19 protein-coding genes are annotated in these 24868 nt (G+C 60.7%); 10 read left to right on the top strand and 9 right to left on the bottom strand.

Features of this window, described 5'->3' with window-relative positions; translation table 11 throughout:
* Window positions 1–495 precede the first annotated feature (495 nt).
* From WA943_RS14325 to WA943_RS14305, 5 genes are all read left to right on the top strand, one after another.
* The gene (locus tag WA943_RS14325; RefSeq protein ID WP_424470568.1) at window positions 496–2454 is read left to right on the top strand and encodes an AAA family ATPase; all 1959 of its coding nucleotides are present in this window, start codon (window positions 496–498) and stop codon (window positions 2452–2454) included.
* An 82-nt stretch (window positions 2455–2536) separates the two neighbouring features.
* Window positions 2537–4387 (top strand): acyl-CoA dehydrogenase C-terminal domain-containing protein, encoded by a 1851-nt coding sequence (locus WA943_RS14320; protein WP_424470567.1) that lies wholly within the window; start codon window positions 2537–2539, stop codon window positions 4385–4387.
* 112 nt (window positions 4388–4499) lie between these two features.
* Window positions 4500–6353 (top strand): monovalent cation:proton antiporter-2 (CPA2) family protein, encoded by a 1854-nt coding sequence (locus WA943_RS14315; RefSeq protein ID WP_424470566.1) that lies wholly within the window; start codon window positions 4500–4502, stop codon window positions 6351–6353.
* A gap of 66 nt (window positions 6354–6419) precedes the next feature.
* Entirely contained in the window at window positions 6420–7187 is a 768-nt protein-coding gene (locus WA943_RS14310; RefSeq protein WP_424470565.1) for an SDR family oxidoreductase, read from the top strand.
* Between the two features lie 64 nt (window positions 7188–7251).
* Entirely contained in the window at window positions 7252–8058 is an 807-nt protein-coding gene (locus WA943_RS14305) for a phosphatase PAP2 family protein (RefSeq protein WP_424470564.1), read from the top strand.
* A 99-nt stretch (window positions 8059–8157) separates the two neighbouring features.
* On the opposite strand, the gene WA943_RS14300 is transcribed toward WA943_RS14305, so the two are convergent.
* The 3 genes from WA943_RS14300 to WA943_RS14290 all read right to left on the bottom strand — a co-directional run bounded on the left by WA943_RS14300 (window position 8158) and on the right by WA943_RS14290 (window position 11080).
* Complete coding sequence (locus WA943_RS14300) at window positions 8158–9159, bottom strand: alpha/beta fold hydrolase (protein WP_424470563.1); 1002 nt, start codon at window positions 9157–9159, stop codon at window positions 8158–8160.
* Window positions 9160–9264: 105 nt separating this feature from the next.
* On the bottom strand, window positions 9265–10170 hold the full coding sequence (locus WA943_RS14295) for an alpha/beta fold hydrolase (protein ID WP_424470562.1): 906 nt from the start codon (window positions 10168–10170) through the stop codon (window positions 9265–9267).
* A gap of 4 nt (window positions 10171–10174) precedes the next feature.
* Window positions 10175–11080: an alpha/beta fold hydrolase gene (locus WA943_RS14290; RefSeq protein ID WP_424470561.1), complete on the bottom strand. Its 906-nt coding sequence runs from the start codon at window positions 11078–11080 to the stop codon at window positions 10175–10177.
* Between the two features lie 120 nt (window positions 11081–11200).
* Here WA943_RS14290 and WA943_RS14285 point away from each other — a divergent pair, with 120 nt between their 5' ends.
* From WA943_RS14285 to WA943_RS14265, 5 genes are all read left to right on the top strand, one after another.
* On the top strand, window positions 11201–12301 hold the full coding sequence (locus WA943_RS14285) for a glutathione S-transferase family protein (RefSeq protein ID WP_424470560.1): 1101 nt from the start codon (window positions 11201–11203) through the stop codon (window positions 12299–12301).
* Window positions 12302–12392: 91 nt separating this feature from the next.
* The gene (locus WA943_RS14280) at window positions 12393–13043 is read left to right on the top strand and encodes a 2-hydroxychromene-2-carboxylate isomerase (protein ID WP_424470559.1); all 651 of its coding nucleotides are present in this window, start codon (window positions 12393–12395) and stop codon (window positions 13041–13043) included.
* Window positions 13044–13121: 78 nt separating this feature from the next.
* Window positions 13122–14858, top strand: coding sequence for an FAD-dependent oxidoreductase (locus tag WA943_RS14275; protein WP_424470558.1), 1737 nt, complete (start codon window positions 13122–13124; stop codon window positions 14856–14858).
* Window positions 14855–15805 (top strand): diacylglycerol/lipid kinase family protein, encoded by a 951-nt coding sequence (locus WA943_RS14270; protein ID WP_424470557.1) that lies wholly within the window; start codon window positions 14855–14857, stop codon window positions 15803–15805. The genes WA943_RS14275 and WA943_RS14270 overlap by 4 nt, the downstream gene beginning before the upstream one ends.
* A gap of 12 nt (window positions 15806–15817) precedes the next feature.
* Window positions 15818–17491: an FAD-binding oxidoreductase gene (locus tag WA943_RS14265; RefSeq protein WP_424470556.1), complete on the top strand. Its 1674-nt coding sequence runs from the start codon at window positions 15818–15820 to the stop codon at window positions 17489–17491.
* On the opposite strand, the gene WA943_RS14260 is transcribed toward WA943_RS14265, so the two are convergent.
* The 6 genes from WA943_RS14260 to WA943_RS14235 all read right to left on the bottom strand — a co-directional run bounded on the left by WA943_RS14260 (window position 17492) and on the right by WA943_RS14235 (window position 24823).
* Window positions 17492–19192, bottom strand: coding sequence for a SulP family inorganic anion transporter (locus WA943_RS14260; protein ID WP_424470555.1), 1701 nt, complete (start codon window positions 19190–19192; stop codon window positions 17492–17494).
* Between the two features lie 33 nt (window positions 19193–19225).
* Window positions 19226–20827: an AMP-binding protein gene (locus WA943_RS14255; RefSeq protein ID WP_424470554.1), complete on the bottom strand. Its 1602-nt coding sequence runs from the start codon at window positions 20825–20827 to the stop codon at window positions 19226–19228.
* Window positions 20824–21759 (bottom strand): alpha/beta hydrolase, encoded by a 936-nt coding sequence (locus WA943_RS14250; protein WP_424470553.1) that lies wholly within the window; start codon window positions 21757–21759, stop codon window positions 20824–20826. Before WA943_RS14250 ends, WA943_RS14255 begins: the two co-directional genes overlap by 4 nt.
* Before the next feature lie 124 nt (window positions 21760–21883).
* Entirely contained in the window at window positions 21884–22090 is a 207-nt protein-coding gene (locus tag WA943_RS14245) for a hypothetical protein (protein WP_424470552.1), read from the bottom strand.
* Window positions 22091–22283: 193 nt separating this feature from the next.
* On the bottom strand, window positions 22284–22829 hold the full coding sequence (locus tag WA943_RS14240; protein ID WP_424470551.1) for a DUF924 family protein: 546 nt from the start codon (window positions 22827–22829) through the stop codon (window positions 22284–22286).
* Window positions 22830–22960: 131 nt separating this feature from the next.
* Window positions 22961–24823 carry an AMP-binding protein gene (locus WA943_RS14235; RefSeq protein ID WP_424470550.1) on the bottom strand — a complete coding sequence of 621 codons (1863 nt, stop codon included), beginning with the start codon at window positions 24821–24823 and terminating at the stop codon, window positions 22961–22963.
* Window positions 24824–24868: the final 45 nt, after the last annotated feature.

The following is a 24868-nucleotide window of genomic DNA, read 5'->3' as shown; positions in this document are numbered from 1 at the left end:
CGCCGCTTTGATTTTGTAATGCGGGTTTGCGTCCCTTCCGACGCTCCGCGCACAGCGATTTTTGGCCCTTCCAACCCACACCAGCACATCGCCGCTTTTATCGGCGGCGAGGCTACCGGATCATATTGTCCGGCCCACATGTTGGACCTCCCGGGGCGTGTGGCTGGTTCCCCACACGACGCAGGACGCTGATCCCTCTCCACGCATTCGGCCAGTCCGGACGCGCCCTTCGTGAAGCGGGACGGAGTGAATATGGGGTGTGCGGAGCGAGAGGGGATAAGAATTTTTGCGCAGCTCTCGCCGGCTTTCTTTTCCGTCTGTCTACCTACATACTCAGGCGCCGACTGGAGTCAGCGAGCGCATATTCTCGCGGGTTTTATCTTTTATTGTGCTGCCGTCGCTCGTTTCCTACGCAAATTTGCTCTGCTTCGAACGAATCCAATACAAGAATATCAAGACACCACTGACATCGAAGAACCGATAAACAGGTACACAATGAAGCTTTCATTCAACTCATCGCACCTCTCAATCAACGAATTCCCGGATATTGAGCTACCGAGCTTCACTCTCCTAACTGGCTTGAATGGCTCGGGGAAAACGCATCTTTTGACCGCCATTCAACAGGGAAAGATCGTTGTCGACATAGCGCCGCAAACCGATCGGGACATTAAATTTTTAGATTGGGCTAGCTTAGTCCCTCAAGACACTGGTCTATTCGACGGCCACAGCCTCATCCAAGAAAAAATGAACCTAATGAACAATTTCGACGCTGTAAAACGTCAATACGGAAGCATCATTCTAGATGCGACGCGCGCGGCAGGACTAACCGGAAACTATTTATCAGATGTCGATCTGGTCGCCTCGCTTTCGCACGATGAATTATTTTCATTAGTCGGCGACATAAATAGAGCGCACGCGATAACGTCAGCAATTCTTATGGCTTCGACGCATATCCTCAATCAATTCGGTTCTAGTGAATTCCGGTCGCAAATCGATCGAGCTGTCCAAAACACAAAACGCCCGGCCGCCGCACTGACGCGGCGGGATTTAGCGACGGTCGAACTTCCTTCGTGGGGCAATGCCGACCTATTTCAGCAGGCTCTAGGAAGGTTGTTTGTTGCTTATCGTGACCTAAAGATTTCGAATGACTTGAAACAATTTATGCAAGCAAAAGGACGATCCGACGTGACCGCCCTAACCGATGAGGAATTCGAAAACCGTTATATGGTCGCTCCTTGGGTGTTCGTGAATGAGACAATGGAAAAGGCCGGCCTAGACTTTGCGATCGATCGGCCCGATGAATTTAGTCAAGAGCCATATGAACCTAAGCTTAAGAAGCTTTCGACCGGAGTCGAGATTTTTTTCAGAGACCTTTCTTCGGGCGAAAAAATTTTGATGTCGTTCGCACTGTGTCTCTACTACGCGGAAGACAAGCGACAAATATCTACTTATCCAAAGCTGATGCTGCTCGACGAGGTCGATGCCCCTCTACATCCGTCGATGTCTCGAACACTCCTTCGCGCCATTATAGATACGCTGGTCAATAAGCATGGCATTTTCGTCATCATGACCACGCACTCACCTTCAACGGTGGCATTGGCACCAGAAAATTCCTTGTTTGCAATGATCGCCGACCAGCCCGGACTCCATAAGATATCAAAGTCCAAAGCTCTTAATATTCTGACTTCAGACGTTCCTACGCTCGCAATCTCCTATGAGGGACGGCGCCAAGTTTTCGTCGAAAGCAAAACTGACGCAAACATTTACGATCAAGCCTATCAGGCATTGAAGGCACACTTGGCGTCAGAGCGATCGTTGGAGTTTATACCCACCGGCATCAAATCGACTGCTGAAAAATCCGAAATTAATTCAGGTTGCGCAGTTGTTCGAAAGTTGGTCGAGGCGTTGTCAGATTCAGGAAATAATTCCGTATTTGGATTAATAGATTGGGATGGGAAGAACAATCCGACAAGTCGGATTGTCGTACTGGCCCATTGTCAGCGCGATGGTTTAGAAAATGTCTTTCTCGACCCGCTGGCTATCGCCGCGTTGATCGCCCGCGAAATTCCAACTAGCCGGGATATTATTGGACTTACGCAAGCTGACAGCTATGCGGCGTTGCTTCAGTGGGACGCCGATAGGTTACAGACGATAATCGACAAAGTGCAGGCTGTGATCTTGGGGCCCGAAGAGGCTGGCGAGGCATTCACAGAGTGCGAGTATCTCGGCGGACTGAAATTGAACGTTCGACGGACCTATCTCACGATGGACGATCATGGACTTGAAGAGGTTATTCTCAAAAAGATACCAGAACTCCAGCGGATCAGTCGCGGGCGACCAGGTGGATTGCCCCTGTTTGTTGCTGAGAACTTGTATCGTGATCAGCACAAGTTTGTCCCTCTCGAGCTTTTCGCCGCTCTAGACAAATTGCTAGAAGGGCCGAGCCACAATTAGAGCATCACACTTGCCTTCCCCCGCGTCCCATTGCAATATCCGCCCCTACTGACATTCCTGAAAGCTGCTAGGAGCCACGGATATGCCGAGCTACAAAGCCCCGGTCGAGGACTTTCTGTTTTTGTTTCATGAACTTCTCGAAATCGAGAAGCGGACCGATCTGCCGGGCTTTGCGGAGCTGACGCCGGATATGACGAGCGCGATCCTTGAGGGTGGCGCGAAGTTCTGCGAGGAGGTTTTGCAGCCTCTGAACCAGTCGGGCGACGAGGAAGGCTGTCATCTGGAAAACGGCGTCGTGCGCGTGCCCAAAGGCTTCAAGGAAGCCTTCAAGGCCTATGCCGATGGCGGCTGGAACAAGCTTGGCGTGGCTGAGGAACTGGGCGGCGCGAACCTGCCTTCCGTCATCACCTTTGCATTCTCCGAAATGGGCTCTTCGTCCAATCAGGCTTTCGCCATGTATCCGGGCCTGACGGGCGCGGCGCTTGGCGCGCTCTGGGCGACGGGCGAGGACTGGATGCGCGAGCATGTGGCGACGCGCATGGCGAGCGGCGACTGGACCGGCACCATGTGCCTGACCGAACCGCATTGCGGCACCGACCTGAAGCTGATGAAGACCCGCGCCGTCAAACAGGAAGACGGCTCCTATCGCCTGTCGGGCACGAAGGTCTTCATTTCGGGCGGCGACCACGACATGACCGACAACATCATCCACATGGTCATCGCCAAGCTGCCGAACGAAGACGGCAAATATGTCGATGATCTTGGTACGGTCAATTTCTTCATGGTGCCGAAGATGCTGGTCGACGAGAAAACCGGCGAGATCCTCGGGCCGAACGGCGTTTCGACCGGCGGCGTCGAAAAGAAAATGGGCATCAAGGGCAATGCGACCTGCGTGCTGAACTTCGACAATGCAGTGGCCTATCACCTGAAGGGCCGCGCGCCCGTGGTGAAGACCGAGACGGGCGAAGTGAAGAAGTCGAAGTCGGCCGGCATGGCCGGCATGTTCGGCATGATGAACGGCGCACGCATGGGCGTCGGCATTCAGGGCATCGCGGCGGGCGAAGTCGCCTATCAGAACGGCGTGGCCTACGCGACCGAACGCCTTGCAGGCCGCTCGCTCACCGGCCCGAAGAACCCGGACGGCCCCGCCGATCCGATCATCGTGTTCCCGGACGTGCGCCGCCTGCTGATCGCGTCCCGTTCGTTTGTGGAAGGGGCGCGCGCGCTTGCCATGTATGTCTCGTTCCTCTTCTCGGTTGCGCGCTCCAGCGCCGACGAAAAGGAACGCCAGGAAGCCGAAGACCTGAGCCAGCTTTTCACGCCGGTCATCAAGGCCTATTTCACCGATAAGGGCTTCGAGGCGGCAAACGCGTCGATGCAGGTGTTCGGCGGCCACGGCTATATCCGCGACAACGGCATGGAACAGTTCGTGCGCGACGCGCGCATCAACCAGGTCTATGAAGGCGCGAACGGCATTCAGGCGCTCGACCTCGTCGCTCGCAAGATGACGGCCAAGGGCGGCCGCGCCACCCTGACCTTCTTTGCCAAGCTCGAAGCCTTCATCAAGGAAAACGAGGGCGACGCGGAAATGGCGCCTTTCGTCGGCCCGCTGAAGACGGGCTATGCACGCCTCGGCGAGGCGGCTGGCTGGCTGATGCAGAACGCGCCGAAGAACTACGACAATGCGGGCGCTGCCTCCTATGACATCCTCAACATCTTCGGCACGGTGACGCTGGCCTGGATGTGGGCACAGATGGCGAAGGTTTCGCTGGCAAAGCTCAAGGAAGGCACCGGCAATGCGGAGTTCTACAAGCGCAAGCTGACGCTCGCCAAATATTGGGCCGAACGCGAAATCCCGATGACCGCCGCCTGGCTCGAACGCGCCAAGGCCGGTGCCGACGGGCTTATGGAACTCGACATCGCCAACTTCTGATTGTTGAGCGATTGAGAAATGAAGGGCGTCCCTCGCGGACGCCCTTTTTGTTTGCCCTATCGCAAGACAGTTCTTCACGGCAGAATGGCGCATCCTAGCAACAGGCGCGCCCGTGACCGCTGTTCCGCTTCCGCCACCGCATGAAGGCACCGCCCTGCTCCTCCCGATCATTTTTCTGGGAGCGGCGGTCATTGCGGTGCCGCTGTTCAGACGGCTGAAGCTCGGCTCCGTGGTCGGCTATCTGGCGGCGGGCATGGTGATCGGCCCGACGGGCCTCGGCCTCTTCAGCGATTCAGACGCCGTACTGACGCTCGCCCAGCTCGGCATCGTCCTGCTGCTCTTCATCATCGGGCTCGAGCTGAAACCCTCGCGCCTCTGGACCATGCGCCAGGATATTTTCGGCTTCGGCCTCGCACAGATCATGATTTGCGGCGCGGCGCTGGCGGGCATTGCCCTGCTGGCCGACATGAGCTGGCGGGCCGCCATCATCGCGGGCAGCGGCCTCGCGCTCTCATCGACCGCCTTCGCGGTCCCGCTGATGGAGGAACGCAGCGAGCTGACGCAGCCCTATGGCCAGCGCGCATTCGCCATTCTGCTGATGCAGGACCTCGCCATCGTGCCGCTGCTGGCGCTTGTCGCGCTGCTCGTGCCGGGCGAACACGCGCCGACAGGCGGCCTGACGCAAACGCTCGGCGTGCTTGCCGCCGTCGCCGCCGTCGTTCTATCCGCGCGCTATCTGCTGAACCCGCTGTTCCGCATTCTCGCCAATTCGAACGCGCATGAAATCATGACGGCTGCCGCGCTGCTCGTGGTGCTGGGCGCGGCCTTCATCATGCAGGCGGCGGGCCTCTCCATGGCGATGGGCGCGTTCCTTGCTGGTGTGCTGCTCGCAGAATCCGCTTTCCGCCACGAGCTTGAAGCCGATATCGAACCCTTTCGCGGCCTGCTTCTCGGCCTCTTCTTCATCGCCATCGGCATGAGCATCGACCTGAAATTCGTCGTCGATCATGCGCTCTTCATCGCCGGTGCCGTCGTCATTCTGATGACGACGAAAAGCCTCCTCATCTATGGCCTGGCGAGAATTTCCGGCTCGCTCCATGCCGATGCGGTACGCATTGCGGGCGTGCTCGCGCAAGGCGGCGAATTCGCCTTCGTGCTCTTCGGCGCAGCGGCGACAGCGGGCATCATGTCACCGACGAATTCCAGTCTGCTCATCGCCGCCGTCACCATTTCGCTTGCCGCGACGCCGCTGGTCTTTGCCATCGCAAACCGCATCGCCGCACCCAAGGGCATTGGCGAGATCATGGAAATGGATTTCTCCGACGCGAAGGGCAAAGTCGTCATCATCGGCTTTGGCCGCTTCGGACAGGTCGTCGCGCAATTCATGCTCTCGCAAGGGATCGAGGTGACGGCGATCGAATCCAATGTCGAACAGATACGCGCCGCCTCGCGCTTCGGCTTTCGCGTCTATTACGGCGACGGGACAAGGCTCGACGTGTTGCGCGCGGCAGGCGCGGCAGACGCCTCGCTGATTGCGCTCTGCGTGGTCAAACGCGATGCGTCGGCAAAGATCGTCGAACTGGCGCAGGCGCATTTCCCGCTCGCCAAGCTTTACGTGCGCGCCTACGACCGGCGACAATCGCTGGATCTGCTACGCAAGAACGTCGATTACCAGATCCGCGAAACTTACGAATCCGCCGTCGCCTTCGGTGTCGCCGCACTTGAAGCGCTGGGCTTCACGCGAGATCAGGCCGAAAAGGTCGCGGACGATATTCGCCGCCGCGATGCCGAACGCCTCGCGCTGCAACTTGCCGAGGGAGAGATGGCGGGCACGAACCTCATCCACTCGAAAGTCGTCGTGCCCGAACCCCTGACGCAACCCAAACACGGGGCAACGGCGCTGAACCGCGAAGCCGAAGACGCGACCAGAAACGAAGCGCTTGCCGACAGCGACGCACAGCCCTGACCTTGCCTGGCCCGCCGGTCTTCGTGCTAGGTTTCACCCAACAGAAACACATTGGGGAACCACAGCATGAAAAATCTTTTCGACGTCAGCGGCAAGATTGCCCTCGTCACCGGCGGCTCGCGCGGCATTGGCGAAATGATCGCAACGGGCTTCGTCGAGGCAGGCGCGAAGGTCTATATCTCGGCCCGCAAGGCGCAGGTCTGCAACGAGCTTGCCGAAGAACTCTCGAAGAGAGGCACCTGCATCTCGCTGCCTTTCGATCTCGGCACGATGGCGGGCATTGAGGGACTGGCGAAGGAACTCGCAAAGCGCGAGGAAAAGCTCGACATCCTCGTCAACAATGCGGGCGCTGCCTGGGGCGAGCCGATCGACGAATATTCGGAAAGCGGCTGGGACAAGGTGATGAACATCAACCTCAAGGGCCCCTTCTTCGTCACGCAGAAGATGCTGCCGCTGCTGCGCAAGGCCGCGACCTATGAAGACCCATCGCGCGTCATCAATATCGCATCGGTCAACGGCATCGTGCCGCCTGAGCTCGAAACCTATGCCTATTCGTCGTCGAAGGCCGGTTGCATCATGCTGACGCGCCATCTCGCAGGCCGCCTCGCGTCTGAAAACATCCTCGTCAACGCCATCGCGCCCGGACCCTTCCCGAGCCAGATGATGAAGGCGACGCTCGAAACATTCGGCGATGCGATCAAGGCGAGCAATCCGAGAAAGCGCATCGGCACGCCTGAAGACATTGCAGGCGTCGCAATCTTCCTTTCGTCACGCGCTTCCGCCTATACCACGGGCGCGGTCATCCCTTGCGATGGCGGCTCGGCGGAAGTCTGAGGCGCTGTCATCCGACCGACGCGAAGCTCTGCCATGTTCGGCTGATAACCGACGGAGAACCGTAATGAGAAAAGCTGCCATCACGCTCGCCGCCATGGCACTCATGCTTCCAGCCGCGACCGCCCTTGCGGCGGGCGACATGAAAAGCGAAATCACGCTCGATCTCGTCAAAGTCCTGCCCTGCCCGCCGCAAAGCGATATTGCGGCGGGCACAGGGCTTGCTTGCGCGCAAGCGCCCGCCCTGCAGAAGCGCGACTATCAGGCCGTGCTCGATGCGCAGAAGAATGCGAGCGCCGACGAAAAGGCGCTTGCCATAGAGGATGCGGCGCGGCCCTCGCTCGCCCAGTTCGGGCGGCCGCTTTGGGAAAAGATCGCAACGCCTGCATGCAAGATCGCGCCGCAGGTCTTTGCCGCAAAGACCGACAAGGAGCTGGCTGAAACGCTACCTGCAACCATCGCCCTTTTCGGCGCGATGACGCAGACGAGCATCAAGGTGTCGGACGATGCCAAGCAGGCCTTTAACCGCAAGCGGCCCTATCAGTCGCAGGTCGAGGGCCTGCCGCAGATCGTCGCCCTGCTGCCGACGGATAATCTGAAGCACAGCCCGTCCTATCCCAGCGGCCACACGGCCTTTGCCTATGAGACGGCGCTGGTGCTCACCGCTCTGGTGCCGGAAGAGCAGGACAGGATTTATGCGCGGGCGGCTGAATATAGCCACAACCGCCTCATCGTCGGCGTGCACTTTGCCAGCGATGTCGAACAGGGCCGCGTCAGCGGCGAGCTGATTGCGGCGGCTTTCATGCAGAAAGACGACTTCCGCGAAAAGCTCGACAAAGCGCGACCGGAAATCCGCAAGGCGCTCTGCCGCTGAAAAGACTGCGCGGCAGATCAAACCTCGAAATAATACGACGACTCCCAACTCTCACCCTTCCTAGCTGAAGGGGAGAGTTGGGTCGCCGCAAACCTATGCCTAGACAGGCACCGGCTCGCGACGGAAACGTCGGAACAGATTTGCGAAGAAACCGGATTGCTCGCTTCCACTATCGCGAGACGACGAGCCCGGTTGATCCGCAACTTTCGGCCCTGTCGCGCGCTCTGCAGCCGCGACAATGGCCTCGACAATCTGGCCGGCCAGCGCCACCGGCAGATCGTGGCCCATACCCGCAATGACGCGAAGCTGCGCATCGGGAATGACCTTGGCCGTATCCTCGCCCGCTGCAACCGGCACGTAGATATCCGCGCCGCCATGCAGAACGACCGTCGGCGCCTTGATCGTCGCCAGAGCCTCGCGACGATCGCCGCTCGCGATGACCGCCGCCATCTGGCGCAGCGTGCCTATCGGATAATAGGAGCGCAGCGCGTCACGCAATGCCCACTCCCTGAGCACCGCCTCGTCGGTCTTGTAGTCGGGGCTGCCGATCAACCGGCTAAGCTCCAGATCGCGCGCAACGATGCGTTCGATATCGCTCGCCATGGGCGCGGTGGCGAGAAGCAGACGCTGCACGTCTTCATTGGCAGGCGGCAAATCGGGATTGCCGGTCGTCGACATGATCGACGTGAGCGACAGCACGCGCGCCGGATGCTCGACGGCGATCGTTTGCGCGATCATGCCGCCCATCGCCGCACCGGCGATGTGAGCTTTCTCGATTTTCAGCGCATCGAGAAGACCGACCGCGTCCGACGCCATGTCGCTGAGCGTATAGGACACGAAATCGGATTTGCCTTCCGTCAATGCGGCCAGAGCATCGGCATAGCTTAGAATTTTCTCCGGGCTGACCTTGCTCGAATAACCCGCATCGCGGTTATCGAAGCGAATAACGCGGTATCCGCGTTTCGCGAGCTTTTTGCAAAGCTCGACCGGCCATTGCGTCAGCTGCGCACCGGCGCCAGCGATGAGAAGAATTGCCTCGTTCTTTGCAGAACCAAAGGTCTCATACTCGATCGTGATGGCATTTGTCTTGATACGGGGCATATCTTTCCTCCCTCCGCGTCGATACGTGCAACAGCCTATATCGGCACTGAGGGAGGAAAGTTGAACGGGGCATAAAGGCATAGCGCATGGCTTATAAGCAATGCGTCACTCGGCGGCGGCTTTTCTCTCCGCTGCGATTGCGTGATCCGCGATCAATTCGACAAAACGCGGGCAAAGCTCGGCGGGCAAATCGTGTCCCATGCCTTCGATCATCTCAAGTTTTGCACCGGGTACGGATTTTGCCGTATCGGTGCCGCCATCATGCGTGACCAGCGGATCGGCAAGCCCGTGAATGACCAGAAACGGCACACGCACGTTTTTCAGCCGTTCCACGCGGCTGCCATCGCCGACAATGGCGGCATATTGGCGCGACGCGCCTTCCGGATAGTACATATGGTCGAATTCAGCGGCGCAGCGCGCATAAAGCGCCTCGTCGCTCATGGGATAAGCGGGGCTCTGATAAACGCGCCGCCCTTTCATGCGATGACGAATGACCGTTTCGCGATCTTCCGATGCGGGCTGCTCCTGCAAGGCCACCATTGCAGCCTCGCTCGACTTGGGCAGATCGGGATTGCCCGTCGTCGACATGATCGAGGTGACGCTGATGAGGCGATCGGGATGATTGATCGCCATGGCCTGCACGATCATGCCGCCCATGGAAATGCCCATGACATGCGCGCGCTTGATGCCGAGTGCATCGAGAAGGCCGATACCGTCCGCCGCCATGCTGGAAAGCGTATAGGGAATTTCGGGCGTCTTTCCCTCGCGCACCGCCGCCGCAACAGCGCCGATGGAAGGAATGCCCTTCAGCTTCTCGCTTTTCCCGACATCGCGATTGTCATAACGGATGACGCGAAAGCCGCGCGCCTTCAATCCATCCATCAATTCCGGCGGCCAGCTCATCATCGTCGAGGTGTAGCCATTGACGAAAAGGATCGGCATGCCGTCGGCGGGCCCGCGATCCTCATAATTGATCGTGATGCCGTTCGCTTTTACCTGCTGTTGCGTCATGCGCTCACTCCGCCGCTTTGGATTTCGCGGCGCGTGACGTCGCCGTGGTGATCGCATCGGCGAATGTCTTGACGAGTGCGATGGGGAAGTCGTGGCCCATGCCGGGAACGACGATGAGTTCGGCGCCGGGAATATTGGCCGCCGTATCCTTGCCGCCATCGACGGGAACCAGCGGATCGTCGCCGCCATGCAGCACGACGGCGGGGACATTCAGCTTCTTCAGCTTTTCGCGCCGGTCGCCATTGGCAACGATGGCTGCCATCTGGCGCGCCGTGCCGACGGGATAGAGCGAACGCTTGACGTCACGCCCCACCCATTCGCGCAGGATTTTCTCGTCGGTCGGGAAACCGGGGCTGCCAATCACCTTCCAGGCATTGATGCCGCGCGCGATGGCCGCTTCGAGATCGCCCTCTGGCGCAGGCGTCATCAGCACGGCCATGGCTTCGGGCTTTGCCTGAGGCAGCGTCGGATTGCCGGTGGTCGACATGATCGAGGTGAGCGAGAGAACGCGGTCGGGATAGTTGATCGCGACGAGCTGCGCGATCATGCCGCCCATCGAGGCGCCTGCAATATGCGCGCGCTTGATGCCGAGCGCGTCGAGCAGGCCTATGGCGTCCGCCGCCATATCGTCGAGCGAATAGGGCGCCCTTGCGGGCTGGCCCGACATCAACGCGCCGAAAATCGCCGCCATGTCCGGCATTCCGGCCGCATCGAACTTCGTCGAAAGGCCGACATCGCGATTGTCGAAACGAATGACGCGATAGCCGCGATGAACAAGCTCGTTGCAAAGCTCCGTCGGCCACATGGTGAGCTGCCCACCGAGCCCCATGATCAGAAGCACGGTTTCGCGGTTAGCAGGGCCGAAGCTCTCATATTCGATGGTGATGCCGTTCGACTGAACCTGCGGCATGGATGCCTCCCTGATGGCTTTGTTGGATTTGCCCGAAACTCTAGCAGCGGACTTGCATTGGAGGCAGGTAAAACGCATTCTTAATGAACAACATTAAAAATCAGTCCGGGGGACGGCGGGATGACGGACGGCATCGCGGAAATGAAGGTCTATGGGCTCGATTTGTCCTATTTCACGGGCAAATTCGAAGCCTTCCTGAGGTACAAGGAGATTCCGCATCGCCGCGTCGAACTCTCCGCCTCGACCATGCGCCTCGTCGCGCGCAAGACGGGCCTTGCGCAGATGCCCGCCGTTGAAATGCCCGACGGCAGATGGATGAGCGACAGCTCGCCCATGATCGAATGGCTCGACGCGGCCTGGCCCGGCCCCGCCGTTCTGCCTGCCGATCCGGTGCAGCGGTTTTTCTCGCAGCTTCTTGAAGACTATGCGGATGAATGGCTCTGGCGACCGGCGCTTCATTATCGATGGAGCTATCAGCCGGACGCGCGACTGATGAGCCACCGCATCGCGACCGAAATGCTGCATGACGTGCCGGGCCCGCTCTGGCTGCGCCGATGGGGCATCTATCGACGCCAGCTTCACCGCTACATTCATGGTGACGGCGTCACGGCGGCGACGCGCGAACACATTGAAAGCATCTATTCCCGCAACCTGCGACAGCTCGACAAGATATTCGCCACGCGTCCCTATCTGCTCGGAGAGCGTCCGACGCTTGCCGATTTCGGTTTCTTCGCATCGATGTTCCGCCATTTCGGCCTCGATCCGACGCCTGCCCGCATCATGCGCGATGAAGCACCGCATGTTTACGAATGGCTGGCGCGCCTGTGGAACGCACGCGCGACGCGGGTCAACGGGCCGCTCCACCCGGCAGGTTCGATCCCTGAGGACTGGCGGCCCATCCTGACCGATATGGGGCAATGCTATCTGCCCTATCTCAATGCCAATGCGCTTGCATGGAGCAAGCGGCACAAGGCTTTCGACGTCGAGATCGAGGGGTGTCGCTATCACCTCCCCGTCCATCGCTATCGGGTCTGGTGCCTTGAAAGGCTGCAGGCGCTTTATCGCGACATACCGCCAGAGGCGGCATCGACCGTGACGGCGCTGCTTGCGGAAACCGGATGCCTCGCGCCGCTCATGCAGGTCGAACATCCTGCATCCGGCTTCGATCCCGATCGGCGCGCACCCTTTTTCGATCCCGCACGCGTCTGGTCGCCTGTATGAAATCCTTGCCATCGCGATGCGCGAAATGCACCCTAATGAAAATCATTAAGCCGCTGCCGCCGAGCCGGAAAGATCCAAAGGAATTACACGCATGACACTCGAATATGACCTCTTCTGGTCCTTCCGCTCGCCCTATTCCTACCTCGTCACGCCGCGCCTCATGGAGCTGGAACGCGACTATGACGTGCGCTGCAACGTGCGCCCCGTCTATCCGATCGCCGTGCGCCTCAAGGGCTTCTTCAAGCAGGTGAACCCGCTTTGGCCGCCTTATCTGATGAAGGACACGGTACGCATCGCCGAAATGGAAGGCCTCCCCTTCCGCTGGCCCTCGCCCGATCCGATCGTGATGGATATGGCCAAGGGCGAGGTGCCGGAAGAGCAGCCCTATATCCATCGCCTGACGCGCCTTGGCATCGCCGCCGCCGAAAAGGGCAAGGGCCTGCCATTCTTGCGCGAAGTGGGCGGCGTCATCTTCGGCGGCACACGGAATTGGCACGAGGGCGACCATTTGAAGGATGCGGCGGCCCGCGCCGGTCTCGACCTCGCAGAGCTTGATCGCGCCATCGAGGCCGATCCCGCGCGCTTTGAAGCCGTCATCACGGCCAATGAAGCCGCCCAGAAGGCCGCGGGCCATTGGGGCGTGCCGCTGATGGTTTTCGAGGGCGAACCCTTTTTCGGCCAGGATCGCGTCGATCATCTGACATGGCGCCTTGGGAAGCACGGGCTGAAGAAACGCGGCTGATGCATTGAGCTGCTCACTGGACCAATGACCCCCGGCCCGGTAGCCTCCGCCACAAGAAGGACCAAGCGGACGGACAAGATGCAGCGCGATCTGAAGAAAATGAGCGCCACCGAATATGATCTCGTGATCGTCGGTGGCGGCGTTACCGGCGCGACCACCGCATGGGATGCAAGCTTGCGCGGGCTGAAGGTGGCATTGCTCGAAAAAGACGATTTCGCTCACGCAACCACATCCGGCTCGTCAAAGCTGGTGCATGGCGGGCTTCGCTATCTCGTCAATGGCGAGCTGAAGCTTGTGCGCGAATCGCTCCGTGAACGGCGCATCTGGGAGAATATCGCACCGCATATGGTGCATCCACTGCCCTTCATCCTGCCGACCTATGGCTATGGCAAGAAGGGCGGGCTGGTGCTTTCCATCGGCCTCGCCTTCTACGATCTGCTTTCCTATGACCGCAATTTCGTCTCCGACGACGACAAGAAAATTCCCGGCTTCCGCTCGATCTCGCGCGATGAAGCATTGCGACTGATGCCGAGCCTGCGCGCGGAAGGCCTGACCGGCGCGAAAATCTATTACGACTGCCAGATGTTCGCGCCCGAACGCCTCTGCCTCGAATGCATCGAAGGCGCGGTCGAATATGGCGCGGATGCCGCCAACTATGCGGAAGTCACGGGCTTTGAAACGCAGGATTCGATCGGACGCGGCCATCGCGTCACCGGCGTCCATGTGAAGGATCACGTGACCGGCGAGATGCATACGATCAGGGGCAAGGTGACGGTGAATGCCGCCGGGCCCTGGGCCGACCGCATGATGAGCCTTGCCGAAGACGACAAGCCCTCGCGCGGGCTGATCCGCTCCAAGGGCATCCACATCATCACGCGCGAAATCTCCGGCAAGAATGCGCTGGCGATCCAGTCCGACATTGGCGGGCACTTCTTCGTGATCCCCTGGCGCGGCCACACGATCATCGGCACGACGGATACGGTCTTCAAGGATGACCCGGACCGCGTCGGCGTCACTGAAGACGACCTCCGCGATTTTCTGAGCGTCGTGAATGACGGACTGCCGGGGCTGAACCTGAAGCGCGAGGACGTGCTGCATTTCTATGTCGGCATCCGCCCGCTGATCGACAATGCGCCGGGCGATACCGGCCCCAAAGACAGCTACAAGGCAAGCCGCGAGGCGGAAGTCTGCGACCATGAGGAGCTGAACGGCGTCGATGGCTTCATCTCCGCGCTTGGCGGCAAATGGACGACCTCGCGCCACCTTGCCGAGCAGATCGTCGATATGGCGCTTGCAAAGCTTGGCCGTCAGGCCAAATGCGAAACCCATTGCACGCCCGTCTATGGCGGCGAAATCGGGCGGCTGAAAAGCTTCATCACGCGGACGCAAAAGCGCCACAGCGAATTGCCGAAGGAGGTCGTCGAAAACCTCTGCAATTTCTACGGCAGCCGCGTTGATGAAGTGCTCGCAACCGCCGATGAGCGGCCGGGCGAGCGCGCCGAACTCATGCGCCGCGTCGCAGCCGGAAACCCGGTGCTCTGCGTTCAGGTCGTGCATGCGATCCGCCATGAAATGGCGCGGCATCTGTCCGACGTTCTCTTCCGCCGCACGGGCCTTGGCACGCTTGGTCATCCCGGCGCTGCGGCGATCAACAGAGTGCTCGCCGTCATGGCGCGCGAGCTTGGCTGGGACGACACAAGAATGGCGAATGAAATTGCCGACGCCCTTCGCCTGTTCACGACGCAACCATCGACGCAACCCGGCGTGTTGAACGTCGCCACCATGGTCGAGGCACCGAAGGCGGCCCGCCCATGACCCCACACGTTGCCGCCATCGTCAATCCGCGCTCCGGCGGCGGACGAACGGGCCGCGGCTGGCGGCTGATCGCGGAGGCGCTTGAACGCGAATTGGGCCCTGTGCGCGCGCATTTCACGACATCGCATTCGACGCCGCGTTTCCTGCCTGCCGCCGAGCTTGCGCGCAAGGCGCTGAAGGAAGGCGCGCAACTCGTGATCGCAGTCGGCGGCGACGGCACGATCAGCGAAGTCGTGAACGGCTTTTTTGAAAATGGCGTGGCGATCAACCCGCACGCCCATCTTGCAATCCTGAACACCGGCACGGGCGGCGATTTCCGCAAGACCTTCGACCTGCCCGAAGATCTCGATGGCTGCATCAAGCGCATCGCCAGCGGGACGACGCGGCAGATCGACCTCGGCCGCCTCACCTTCACCAATGAGGATGGCGGCGAGGCGACGCGCTATTTCAACAATATCGCAAGCTTCGGCCTTTCCGGCGCCGTGGTGCGCGCGGTCAATCGCGCCCGCTTTTCAAAACTTTTCGGCGGCAGCTTCGCCTTTCTCTGGGCGACGCTCGTAACCGCCTGGCGCTACAAGTCGAAACCCGTGCGCCTCACCGCCGATACGGGCTTCGACCAGACCGTCAATGTCGGCGTCTGCGCCGTCGCCAATGGCAAATTCTTCGGCGGCGGCATGAAGATCGCGCCGGATGCTGTCCCCGACGATGGCAATTTCGATATCGTCATCATGCGCGACACGACATTCAAGGACATGCTGACCGGCGACAAGTCATTGCGCGACGGCACGCATCTCGAACACGAAAAAGTCATGCACTTCCGCGCCCGCTCGCTCACCGCGACGCAGACGGGCAACGATATGGTTCTTCTCGACGTGGATGGCGAAGCGCCCGGACGCCTGCCTGCCCGCTTCGACATTCTTCCCGCCGCATTAACGCTCCGCTGCTGAAAAGGCTCACCTATGACAATCGACCGCACAACGCTTCGCTGGAATGGTTGGGGCCTTTCAAATCAGCACAACCCCTTGCCCGAAGGCGCGTCGCAATGGGAATGGATACGCGAAACGCTCGGCATGTCGCGCCTGCCGACGACGACAGCAAAGCCGCTTTCCGAAATCAAACTTGCGCCCTGCCGGCTGGCCGAGGAGACGCTCGACAAATTGCGCCAGCTCGTCGGCGGCAATCAGGTGAAGATCGACGATTACGAGCGCGCCTTCCATGCGCGCGGCAAGAGCTATCACGACCTTCTTTATGTGCGCGCGGGCAAGCTCGACATGGCGCCCGATGCCATCGTCTATCCCCGCTCCGCCGATGAAGTGCTCGCCATCGTCAAGCTTGCAAGCGACGAAGACATCACGCTCATCCCCTATGGCGGCGGCTCGTCCGTTGTCGGCGGCATCAATGCGCTGGCGAAATCGCTGGGCGGCGCTGTCGTCACGCTCGACACGACGCTGATGACGCGCGTGATCCAGATCGACAAGGTCGCCATGACGGCAACCATCGAAGCGGGCATTTACGGCCCGGCGCTTGAGCAAGCCTTGCAGAAACATGGCGTGACGCTGGCGCATTATCCGCAAAGCTTTGAATATTCGACGCTTGGCGGCTGGATCGCGGCGCGCGGCGCGGGCCAGCAATCGAACCGCTATGGCAAAGCGGAAAAGTGGCTCGTCTCGGCAAAGCTCGCAACGCCCAAAGGCTTCTGGACCACCGAAGCGACGCCCGCTTCCGCGGCAGGGCCCAACCTCAACCAGCTCGTCGCAGGCTCGGAAGGCACGCTCGGCGTCATCTGCGAAGCGACCGTGAAGATCCACGAGATACCGGCGCTCAAGGATTATCGCGGCTATCTCTTCAAGGATTTTACCTCTGGCGTCGAAGCGGCGCGGCGCATCAACCACGCCGAAATTCCCGTCGCCATGGTGCGCCTCTCCGATGCGCCGGAAACGCATTTCTTTCAGGCCGCTTCCTCGACGACATCACCGACGAGCCTCAAGGCCCGCCTGCAGCAGGCCTATCTGCGCTTTCGCGGCTTCAACGATGCGCCCTGCCTGATGCTGATCGGCCATGAAGGCGATGGCGAGACGGTGGCCTGGGCGCAGGCACGCACGGAAGCAATCTGCAAATCGCTCGGCGCGATGAAGCTCGGCACAGGCCCCGGCCAACGCTGGTATCACGGCCGCTTCGGCTCGCCCCATATGCGCGATCCGATGCTCGATCATGGGCTCGGCCTCGACACGCTGGAAACATCGACGCGCTGGTCGAACATCGCAACGCTGAAAGATGCTGTGGCGAGCGCGATTGAAAAGGCGATTGAGGCAAACCTGCCCGAGCCCGGCGGGCGCGGCATCGTGATGACCCATGTGAGCCATTCCTATCCAGACGGGGCGAGCCTTTATTTCACTTTCATCTTTCCGCGCCAGCTCGACCGCGAGGTCGCGCAATGGCAGGCGATCAAGCGCGCGGCCTCCGATGCGATCCTCGAAAATCGCGGCACGATCAGCCATCACCACGGCGTCGGCATGGACCATGTGCCGTGGCTCGCGGAAGAAAAAGGCGCAATCGGCTTTGAGCTTATGAAAAGCATCAAGCGCGAGATGGACCCCAAGGGCGTGATGAACCCCGGCAAGCTGCTCGGTTGATCAGGCGACAAGCTCGCGCGATTTTGCCAGCGCTGTATCGAAGTCGGCGACGACCATGACATGCGGGTCGTCGAACATGCCCATATCGGTCAGAACCTTCTTCGGCTGCGCCTGAACGCCGCTGATGATGACCTGCGTGCCATTGCGATGACAACGCTCGAGCAAGGTCAGGATGGCGCTCGCGCCTGAGCCATCGACAAGCGGCACGTCGCGCAGGCTCAGAATGAAGACCTTCGAGACAGGCCCCGTCCGGTCGAGAACCTCGCCGAGGCGCATGGCGACGCCGAAGAAGAACGGCCCGTTGATGAAACTCGCAACGACGCCCGGCGGCAATTCATGTTCGCCAAACGGATCGACATCGCCGCGCGGCGCATCGTCGCTCACATCCTCGTCGATGAGTTTGAGATGCGCCTGCACCTCGACCGCTTCGGACATGCGATGCATGAAGAGAACGGCGGCGAGCATGACGCCGACCTCGATGGCCACGGTGAGATCGACGACGACGGTGAGCCCGAAGGTGATGAGCAGAACCATGCGGTCGCCGAATGGCGCCTTCATCAGATTCCGGAAGCGGTCGATCTCGCTCATGTTCCACGCAACGACGACAAGCACGGCGGCAAGCGCGGCGAGCGGGATGTAAGCCGTGAGCGGCCAGGCGACCAGCATGAAGGCGAGAAGGAATACGGCGTGAAGAATGCCTGCTATGGGGCTCTTCGCGCCGGAACGGATATTGGTCGCGGTGCGTGCAATCGCGCCGGTCGCAGGCAATCCGCCGACAAGAGCGGACGCGCAATTGGCAACACCCTGGGCGACAAGCTCGCAGTTCGAACGATGCCGCCGTCCCGTCATGCTGTCGGCAACAAGCGCGGAGAGGAGCGACTCTACGCCTGCCAGAAAGGCGATGGTGAAGGCGCTCGGGAAAAGCTCGGTGATGCGCGCGAAGCTGACTTCGGGAAAGGCGGGGAGCGCGAAGCTCGGCTCAAGACCGACGAAGCGCGAGCCGATGGTGTCGGTCGAAATCTGGAACAGCCACACGGCAACAGAGGCGAGTACGACCGCGATGAGAAAACCCGGCCAGCTCGGACGATAGCGCCGCAAAAGCAATATGACCGCAAGCGCCCCCGCGCCTACGCCAAGCGTGCCGAGGTGCAAACTGGGCAGGGCGAGGCCCAGCACCTCAAGCTTGGGAAAGAATTCAGCGGGAACATTCTCGACCGCCAGACCGAAGAAATCCTTGATCTGGCTCGACGCGATGATGACGGCGATGCCCGCGGTGAAACCCGTGATGACGGGCTGCGGCATATATTTGATGAAAGTGCCGACGCGGAAGAGCCCTGCAGCGATCAGCATCAAGCCTGCCATCAGCGTTGCGAGCACGAGCCCGTCATAGCCGTGTTTTGCAATGACGTTGAAGACGACGACGACGAAGGCGCCGGTCGGCCCGCCGATCTGAAACCGCGAGCCGCCAAGCGCCGAGATGAGAAAACCGGCGACAACGGCTGTGATGATGCCCTTGTCCGGTGTCGCGCCGCTCGCAATGGCCAGCGCCATGGCAAGCGGCAGCGCAACGATGGCGACCGTCAGGCCCGCAATGAAGTCGTGGCGAAACTCCTTCGGGCCATAGCCTTCACCAAGCACGGTGACGAGCTTCGGCACGAAGAGAGCCCAGGGACTGGTTTCAGTACGAGAGGCAAGAGACATGAGACGAACCCTCACTCCCGCCGCAACGGGAGCCTATTTGCCCTCGGCCTCTGCCTCGACGATCTTGCGAAGCTCAGCCTTGGCGATTTTTTCGAGTGTCGAACGCGGCAACTCCGCGACAATACGAATGTCGCGCGGACGCTTGAAATCAGCAAGGCCATTGCGACAGGCAGCCATCACCTGCTCCTTGAGGTCTTTCGCCGCAGCCGCTTCTCCGCCCGGAACGAGCAGGAAGGCGACAGGCACCTCGTCGAGCATCTTGTCCTTGCGCGCAACGACGGCGCATTCGGCAATGCCCGGCACCGTCATCACGACGCGCTCGATCTCGGATGCCGCAACATTCTCGCCGCCGACTTTCAGCATATCCTTGTCGCGATCGGCAAAGCGGATATAGCCGTCTGCGAGAAGCTGCACGCGGTCGCCAGTGATGAAGAAGCCTCTCTCATCAAAGCTCGACTCCGTCGCTTCCGGGTTATTGAGATATTCCTTGAAGAGCGAAAGGCCGGGAATGCCGCGAATGAGCAGACCGCCTGTTTCGCCGACCGCCGTCGGCGTGCCGTCATCATTGACGATTGCAATCTCGTAAGCAGGCGACGGCTTGCCGATGCTCATCGGCGGCGCAGGCACATTGACGTCGCTGACGATGCCATGCGTGATCGTCTCCGTCATGCCCCACCAGCCGATGGTGCGAACGCGGAAATGCGCGTCGGTCGGCAGGCTCGCAACGCCATTGCCCCAGAGGCGATAGAAATGCTTCTCCGGTACGGCGTGCTCCATCAGCGCCTTGAGGCAGAAGGGCACCATCGATGTCCATGTGCAGCGATGCTTCAGCGACACATCCCAGAAGCGCGAGGCGGAGAAACGCGGCTGCACGACAATCGTGCCGCCGACCCAGAGCGTTGAGAGAACGGAATAGGCCTGCGCATTGGTATGAAAAAGCGGCAGGTAGACGAGATGCACATCGTCGGGCCGCAGGTCTTCATGCATCGCGCAGAGCTTGGCCCCCCACAGCGCATTCGCATGCGTCCAGACGACGCCCTTCGGGCGCGACGTTGTGCCGGACGTATATTGAACGCCGACATTGGCGTCCGGATCGGCGGGGCGCATCGGCGCGGCGCTCGCATCGCCGTAAAGCGCGGCGAAGCTTTCCGAACCTTGCGGGCGCTCGGCGCTTTCGGCAGGCGCACCATTATCCGTCTCGGTAATCGCAAGCCACTTGATCGCCCTGCAGCTCGAAGCCACAAGCTCGGCAAATTTCGGCTGCGTGATCGCGCCAACGACAGCGGCATGATCCGAAAAATAAGTCAGCTCATCGGCAACGGATCGCGCATTGGTCGTGACCGCGACCGCGCCGAGACGCGCGCAGGCATACCAGGCGATGATCGTTTCGGGGCAATTGTCGAGATGAACGAGCACGCGCTCGCCCTGCTTCACGCCACGCGCCTTGAGGCCCGCCGCAACGCGCGCCGTGTCGTCGGCAAATTGCGCGTAGGACCAGGTGCGCGACGCGCCCTCGAATGGCTCCCAGATCAGGAACGGATGGTTCGGGCGCGCAGCAGCATGTGTTGCAAGGAGATGCGGCACGTCCATCCCTGAAAAGGGATGGACAGCCGGATTGCGAAGCGCAGGCCTCATGCCAGAGCTTCCTTCAGCGCCTTCGCTGCAGACTTCACCGCATCGCGGGCGACGTCGAATGCGCCACGCAGATTGAAGAAGCCGTGGATCATGCCTTCATAATTCACATGCTCGGTCGGAACGCCGGCGGCCTTCAGCGCATCGGCATAGGCACGGCCCTCGTCGCGCAGCGGATCGAAACCCGCCGTGATGACGTAAGCGCGCGGCAGACCGGCAAGCGACGCGGCCTTCAACGGCGCAATGCGCGGATCGTTGCGGTCGCCATCTCCGAGATAATGATCGAAGAACCAGTTCATGCCGTCGCGCTCAAGGAAATAGCCCGTGGCATTGTCGCGATAGGAAGCCGTGTCGGTATTCGTATCCGTGACCGGATAGATCAGAAGCTGGAAAGCGATCTGCGGGCCCTTCGCATCACGCGCGAGCTGGGACACGACGGCGGCGAGATTGCCGCCCGCGCTGTCTCCCGCAACCGCGATGCGCGTTGCATCGACACCGATCTCGGCGGCATTGGCCTCGACCCATTTGACCGCTGCGAATGAATCGTCCGCCGCCGCCGGAAACCTGTGCTCGGGCGCAAGGCGATAATCGACCGCGACGACCTTGCAGCCCGCTTCATTGGCAAAGGAGCGGCAAAGCGCGTCATGCGTTTCAAGATCGCCGATGACCCAGCCGCCGCCATGAAAATAGACGAGAACGGGAAGCGCATCGCCGCCCGCGGCGACCGGCGTATAGATGCGCACCGGAATTTCGCCGGCAGGCCCCGGAATCGTCCGGTCCTCGGTCTTGCCGATCGGCACGCCCTGCACGTCGAGCGTCGCCGCAATGCCGCGATACATTTCGCGACCCTGCTCCACGGGCAGGTCCATAATCCGGGGGGCCGGATTTGCGGCCATCGCGTCGAGAAGTCCTTTTGCCTGCGGATCGAGTGCCATTGGTCGTCATCTCCCTGATTTATTATTGGGGGAAGTATTACCGGCACAGCATGTAGAGGCAAAGCCGCAAATGAAAACGCCCCGCAAGCGGGGCGTTTCTGACTTGGCGTCAATGGGCAGATATTCAGTGCAGCACATTGCCCGCCTTGCTGCGGCGGCCCTCGACCATGTCGAGCACGACGCCGCGCAGAGAGCGCCACGCATCGGCCCGCAACCGCTCACCGATCTGCTCAAGCTCCTCCACCGCCGTATCCGCATAATGGAGCGCCTTGCGCCCATGCGTATCGACCATATAGGCGGCGAGCAGGTTGAGTTCGTTATCGGTCATCATCGGGTGCAGTCTCCAGCCAGAATGGGTCTGCACATGCCTTCGCAATGCCCGTGCCACTGCGAAAGCCAGATGATGCCGTTATAAATCAATGAGTTAGGGGGGGCGGGCATTAACGAGTGCGCGGTGAGGGCGGCAAAGCTTTCCCGATACTCAATCACACCGGCAGCCAAAATTTCCTAGTGATGCGGCTCGATCAGCCCGCAAACCCGCCCGCATCGAGAAAATTCTGCTCATCGGGCGTCGAACGCCGCCCGAGTATGGCGTTGCGATGCGGGTAGCGCCCGAAGCGGCGGATGATGTCGGCATGCTCCTCCGCCCATTTCAGCGTCTCGACCTCGTCGAGCCGCGTCGCGAAATAGGCAAGCCCCTCGGTCTGCGCTTCCATCTCCTCGGAATGCATGAAGGGCATGTAGAACCATTTGCGGATCGTCACCGGCACCTCGACATCGAAGCGGCGGCGGATCGCCTCGCGCGCCACGGCCAGCGCCTGCGCATCCTGCACCCAGGCGCGATGATCGTTGCGAAAGAGATTGCGCGAGAACTGGTCGAGGAGAATGACGAGCGCGAGCGCGCCTTGCGCATCGCGCAGCCATTCATCGAGCTTGCCCGACACCGCCTCGCCATGCGCGACGCTGAAACGACGCTTGATCTCGGCGTCGAAGGCGTCGTCCTTGGCAAACCATTTGTCGGGGCCCGCGCCGAACCAGAAATCGAGAATGTCGCGGGGGCGAGTGGTCATGGGAATCCTCGGCACTTAATGCGTCGTCCCGGGACTTGTTCCCGGGACCCATCTGAAACTCGAACCGTCGCAAGGCTGCATGGATCCCGGGAACAAGTCCCGGGATGACAATTGCAACTGGGGCTGATGCGTCAAACCACGATCACATCCGCAGGCGGATTTTCTTCATAGAGCCGTTCGACGAGGTGAGCGCGGCGCTCCATCGTCGCACGCTGGTTGACATAGCCCTTGTCGGTCATCTCGTGGCCGTCGATGGAGGGCGGCTCGGTCATCAGAATGATGCGCCCGATCCGCGACGACGATCCGCCGCCCGCCTTGTTATGGCGCGTGAGGCGATCCTTGACGAATTCGACGACCTTGGGATGCGCGACGATCTCGTCCGCTGTCGCGTCGTCGGCCAGACCGGCGATCTGTCGCGCAGCCGCGATATTCGGCCAGGCAAGAAGCGCGATGTAGGGCTTGTCGAGGCCGCAAACGACTGCGTCCTGCAGGAGCGGCGAGCAAGCGGCAACGACATCGGCGCGCAGCGTGCCGGTCGAAACCCATGTACCCGACGACAGCTTGAAGTCTTCCGTGACGCGACCATCGAAGACGAGGCCCTCTTCGGGACGATCGGGGTCGAGGAAACGCGCGGCGTCGCCCAGCGAGTAATAGCCCTCTTCGTCGAAGGCTTCCTGCGTCTTCTTCGGATCGTTGAGATAGCCGGGCGTCACGGTCGGACCCTTGACGCGCACTTCAAGCTTGGTGCCGTTGGGAACAAGCTTCAGCGTGATGCCGGGAAGCGGCAGGCCGATAAGGCCGACGCGCTCGGTGATCCAGTGAACCACGGTCACGCCCTGCGTCTCGGTCGCGCCATACATGGTCGTCAGCGGAATGCGATGACCCGTCTCGGCAATGGCAAGCGCCTGCATGCGATCATATAGATCGCTCGAAAGCGTCGCGCCGCCATAGCCCATCATTTCAAGCTTGCGGAAGAAGCTGCCGCGAAGCTCGACGTCCTTTTCCATCGCATCGGCCAGCATCGCGAAAGCGACAGGCGCGGAACCGAAAACGCGCGGGGAAATTTCGCGCAGGTTCCGGATCGTCTCGCCGAACAGCGCCGGAATCGGCTTGCCATTGTCGAGATGAATGGTACCGCCTGCATTGAGATTGCCGTTGAAGCCGATATTGCCCGCGGAGATGTGGTTCCACGGCATCCATTCGAGGCTTTCGGGAACGTCGTCGGGATCGGACTCTTCGGTGCGGAGCGCCTGCTGCGCCGCAACGACCGCCATGATCATGCGATGCGTCTGCAGCACGCCTTTCGGCATGCCGGTCGAGCCGGAGGTGAAGAGATATTTTGCGACCGTGTCATGCGTGATCTCGTCCATGACGCGAGCGACATCGGCGCTGATCGGCGTCTGGATCAGATCGGCATAGGCAAGCGTCGGAATGCCGGGCACTTCGCCTTCAACGGCGACAACCTCGACGCCCTTCAGGTCGAGCGCCTGAATGGCTTTGGCAAAGACCGCCGCCTTGTCGACAAAGATCATCTTGGGCTGCGTCAACGCGATGACGTGGCGCAGCTTCGAATAGTCGGAACTCATCAGCGAATAGGGAACGCTGACCGGCGCGACGGGGACGCCCGCCTTCAGCGCACCAAGCGTCATCACCGCATGCGGGATCGAATTGCCCGACAGGATGACGAGCGGCGTGTCCTGATTGAGCCCGCGCGCAAGAAGCGCGCTGGCGACGGCGCTCGCCGCGCGATTGGCCTCGCCATAGGTGATGTAGTTCCAGGCGCCCGATGCATCGCGCTCGCCGATGAAATTGCGCTCAGGATGCAGCGCCGCTTTCTCCTCGAGAAGATGAACCGTCGAGCGCTTCAATTCGCCGAGCGGATGGTCTGACGCGATATAGACCGTGCCGTCATCCTTGCGCGTCACCGTGATCTTGGGCGGCTTCTGTTTCAGCGGCTTGAACGGCGGCAATGTCTTGTCAACGGTCAGGTTCATGGCAGTCTTCTCCGGGGCTTTTCAATGCTGACATCCCTCGGAGCG

The sequence above is a fragment of the Parvibaculum sp. genome (genome assembly GCF_049651025.1).
GTDB lineage: Bacteria > Pseudomonadota > Alphaproteobacteria > Parvibaculales > Parvibaculaceae > Parvibaculum.
This window is presented reverse-complemented; position numbering and strand designations above follow the sequence as displayed.

Excerpts from the sequence above, each read along its gene's own strand:
- WA943_RS14260 (WP_424470555.1), bottom strand. The coding sequence starts at position 19,192 with ATGTCTCTTGCCTCTCGTACTGAAACCAGTCCCTGGGCTCTCTTCGTG.
- WA943_RS14250 (WP_424470553.1), bottom strand. The coding sequence starts at position 21,759 with ATGGCACTCGATCCGCAGGCAAAAGGACTTCTCGACGCGATGGCCGCA.
- WA943_RS14325 (WP_424470568.1), top strand. The coding sequence starts at position 496 with ATGAAGCTTTCATTCAACTCATCGCACCTCTCAATCAACGAATTCCCG.
- WA943_RS14285 (WP_424470560.1), top strand. The coding sequence starts at position 11,201 with ATGACGGACGGCATCGCGGAAATGAAGGTCTATGGGCTCGATTTGTCC.
- WA943_RS14280 (WP_424470559.1), top strand. The coding sequence starts at position 12,393 with ATGACACTCGAATATGACCTCTTCTGGTCCTTCCGCTCGCCCTATTCC.
- WA943_RS14270 (WP_424470557.1), top strand. The coding sequence starts at position 14,855 with ATGACCCCACACGTTGCCGCCATCGTCAATCCGCGCTCCGGCGGCGGA.
- WA943_RS14295 (WP_424470562.1), bottom strand. The coding sequence starts at position 10,170 with ATGACGCAACAGCAGGTAAAAGCGAACGGCATCACGATCAATTATGAG.
- WA943_RS14255 (WP_424470554.1), bottom strand. The coding sequence starts at position 20,827 with ATGAGGCCTGCGCTTCGCAATCCGGCTGTCCATCCCTTTTCAGGGATG.
- WA943_RS14300 (WP_424470563.1), bottom strand. The coding sequence starts at position 9,159 with ATGCCCCGTATCAAGACAAATGCCATCACGATCGAGTATGAGACCTTT.
- WA943_RS14310 (WP_424470565.1), top strand. The coding sequence starts at position 6,420 with ATGAAAAATCTTTTCGACGTCAGCGGCAAGATTGCCCTCGTCACCGGC.
- WA943_RS14290 (WP_424470561.1), bottom strand. The coding sequence starts at position 11,080 with ATGCCGCAGGTTCAGTCGAACGGCATCACCATCGAATATGAGAGCTTC.
- WA943_RS14245 (WP_424470552.1), bottom strand. The coding sequence starts at position 22,090 with ATGATGACCGATAACGAACTCAACCTGCTCGCCGCCTATATGGTCGAT.
- WA943_RS14305 (WP_424470564.1), top strand. The coding sequence starts at position 7,252 with ATGAGAAAAGCTGCCATCACGCTCGCCGCCATGGCACTCATGCTTCCA.
- WA943_RS14235 (WP_424470550.1), bottom strand. The coding sequence starts at position 24,823 with ATGAACCTGACCGTTGACAAGACATTGCCGCCGTTCAAGCCGCTGAAA.
- WA943_RS14265 (WP_424470556.1), top strand. The coding sequence starts at position 15,818 with ATGACAATCGACCGCACAACGCTTCGCTGGAATGGTTGGGGCCTTTCA.
- WA943_RS14275 (WP_424470558.1), top strand. The coding sequence starts at position 13,122 with ATGCAGCGCGATCTGAAGAAAATGAGCGCCACCGAATATGATCTCGTG.
- WA943_RS14240 (WP_424470551.1), bottom strand. The coding sequence starts at position 22,829 with ATGACCACTCGCCCCCGCGACATTCTCGATTTCTGGTTCGGCGCGGGC.
- WA943_RS14320 (WP_424470567.1), top strand. The coding sequence starts at position 2,537 with ATGCCGAGCTACAAAGCCCCGGTCGAGGACTTTCTGTTTTTGTTTCAT.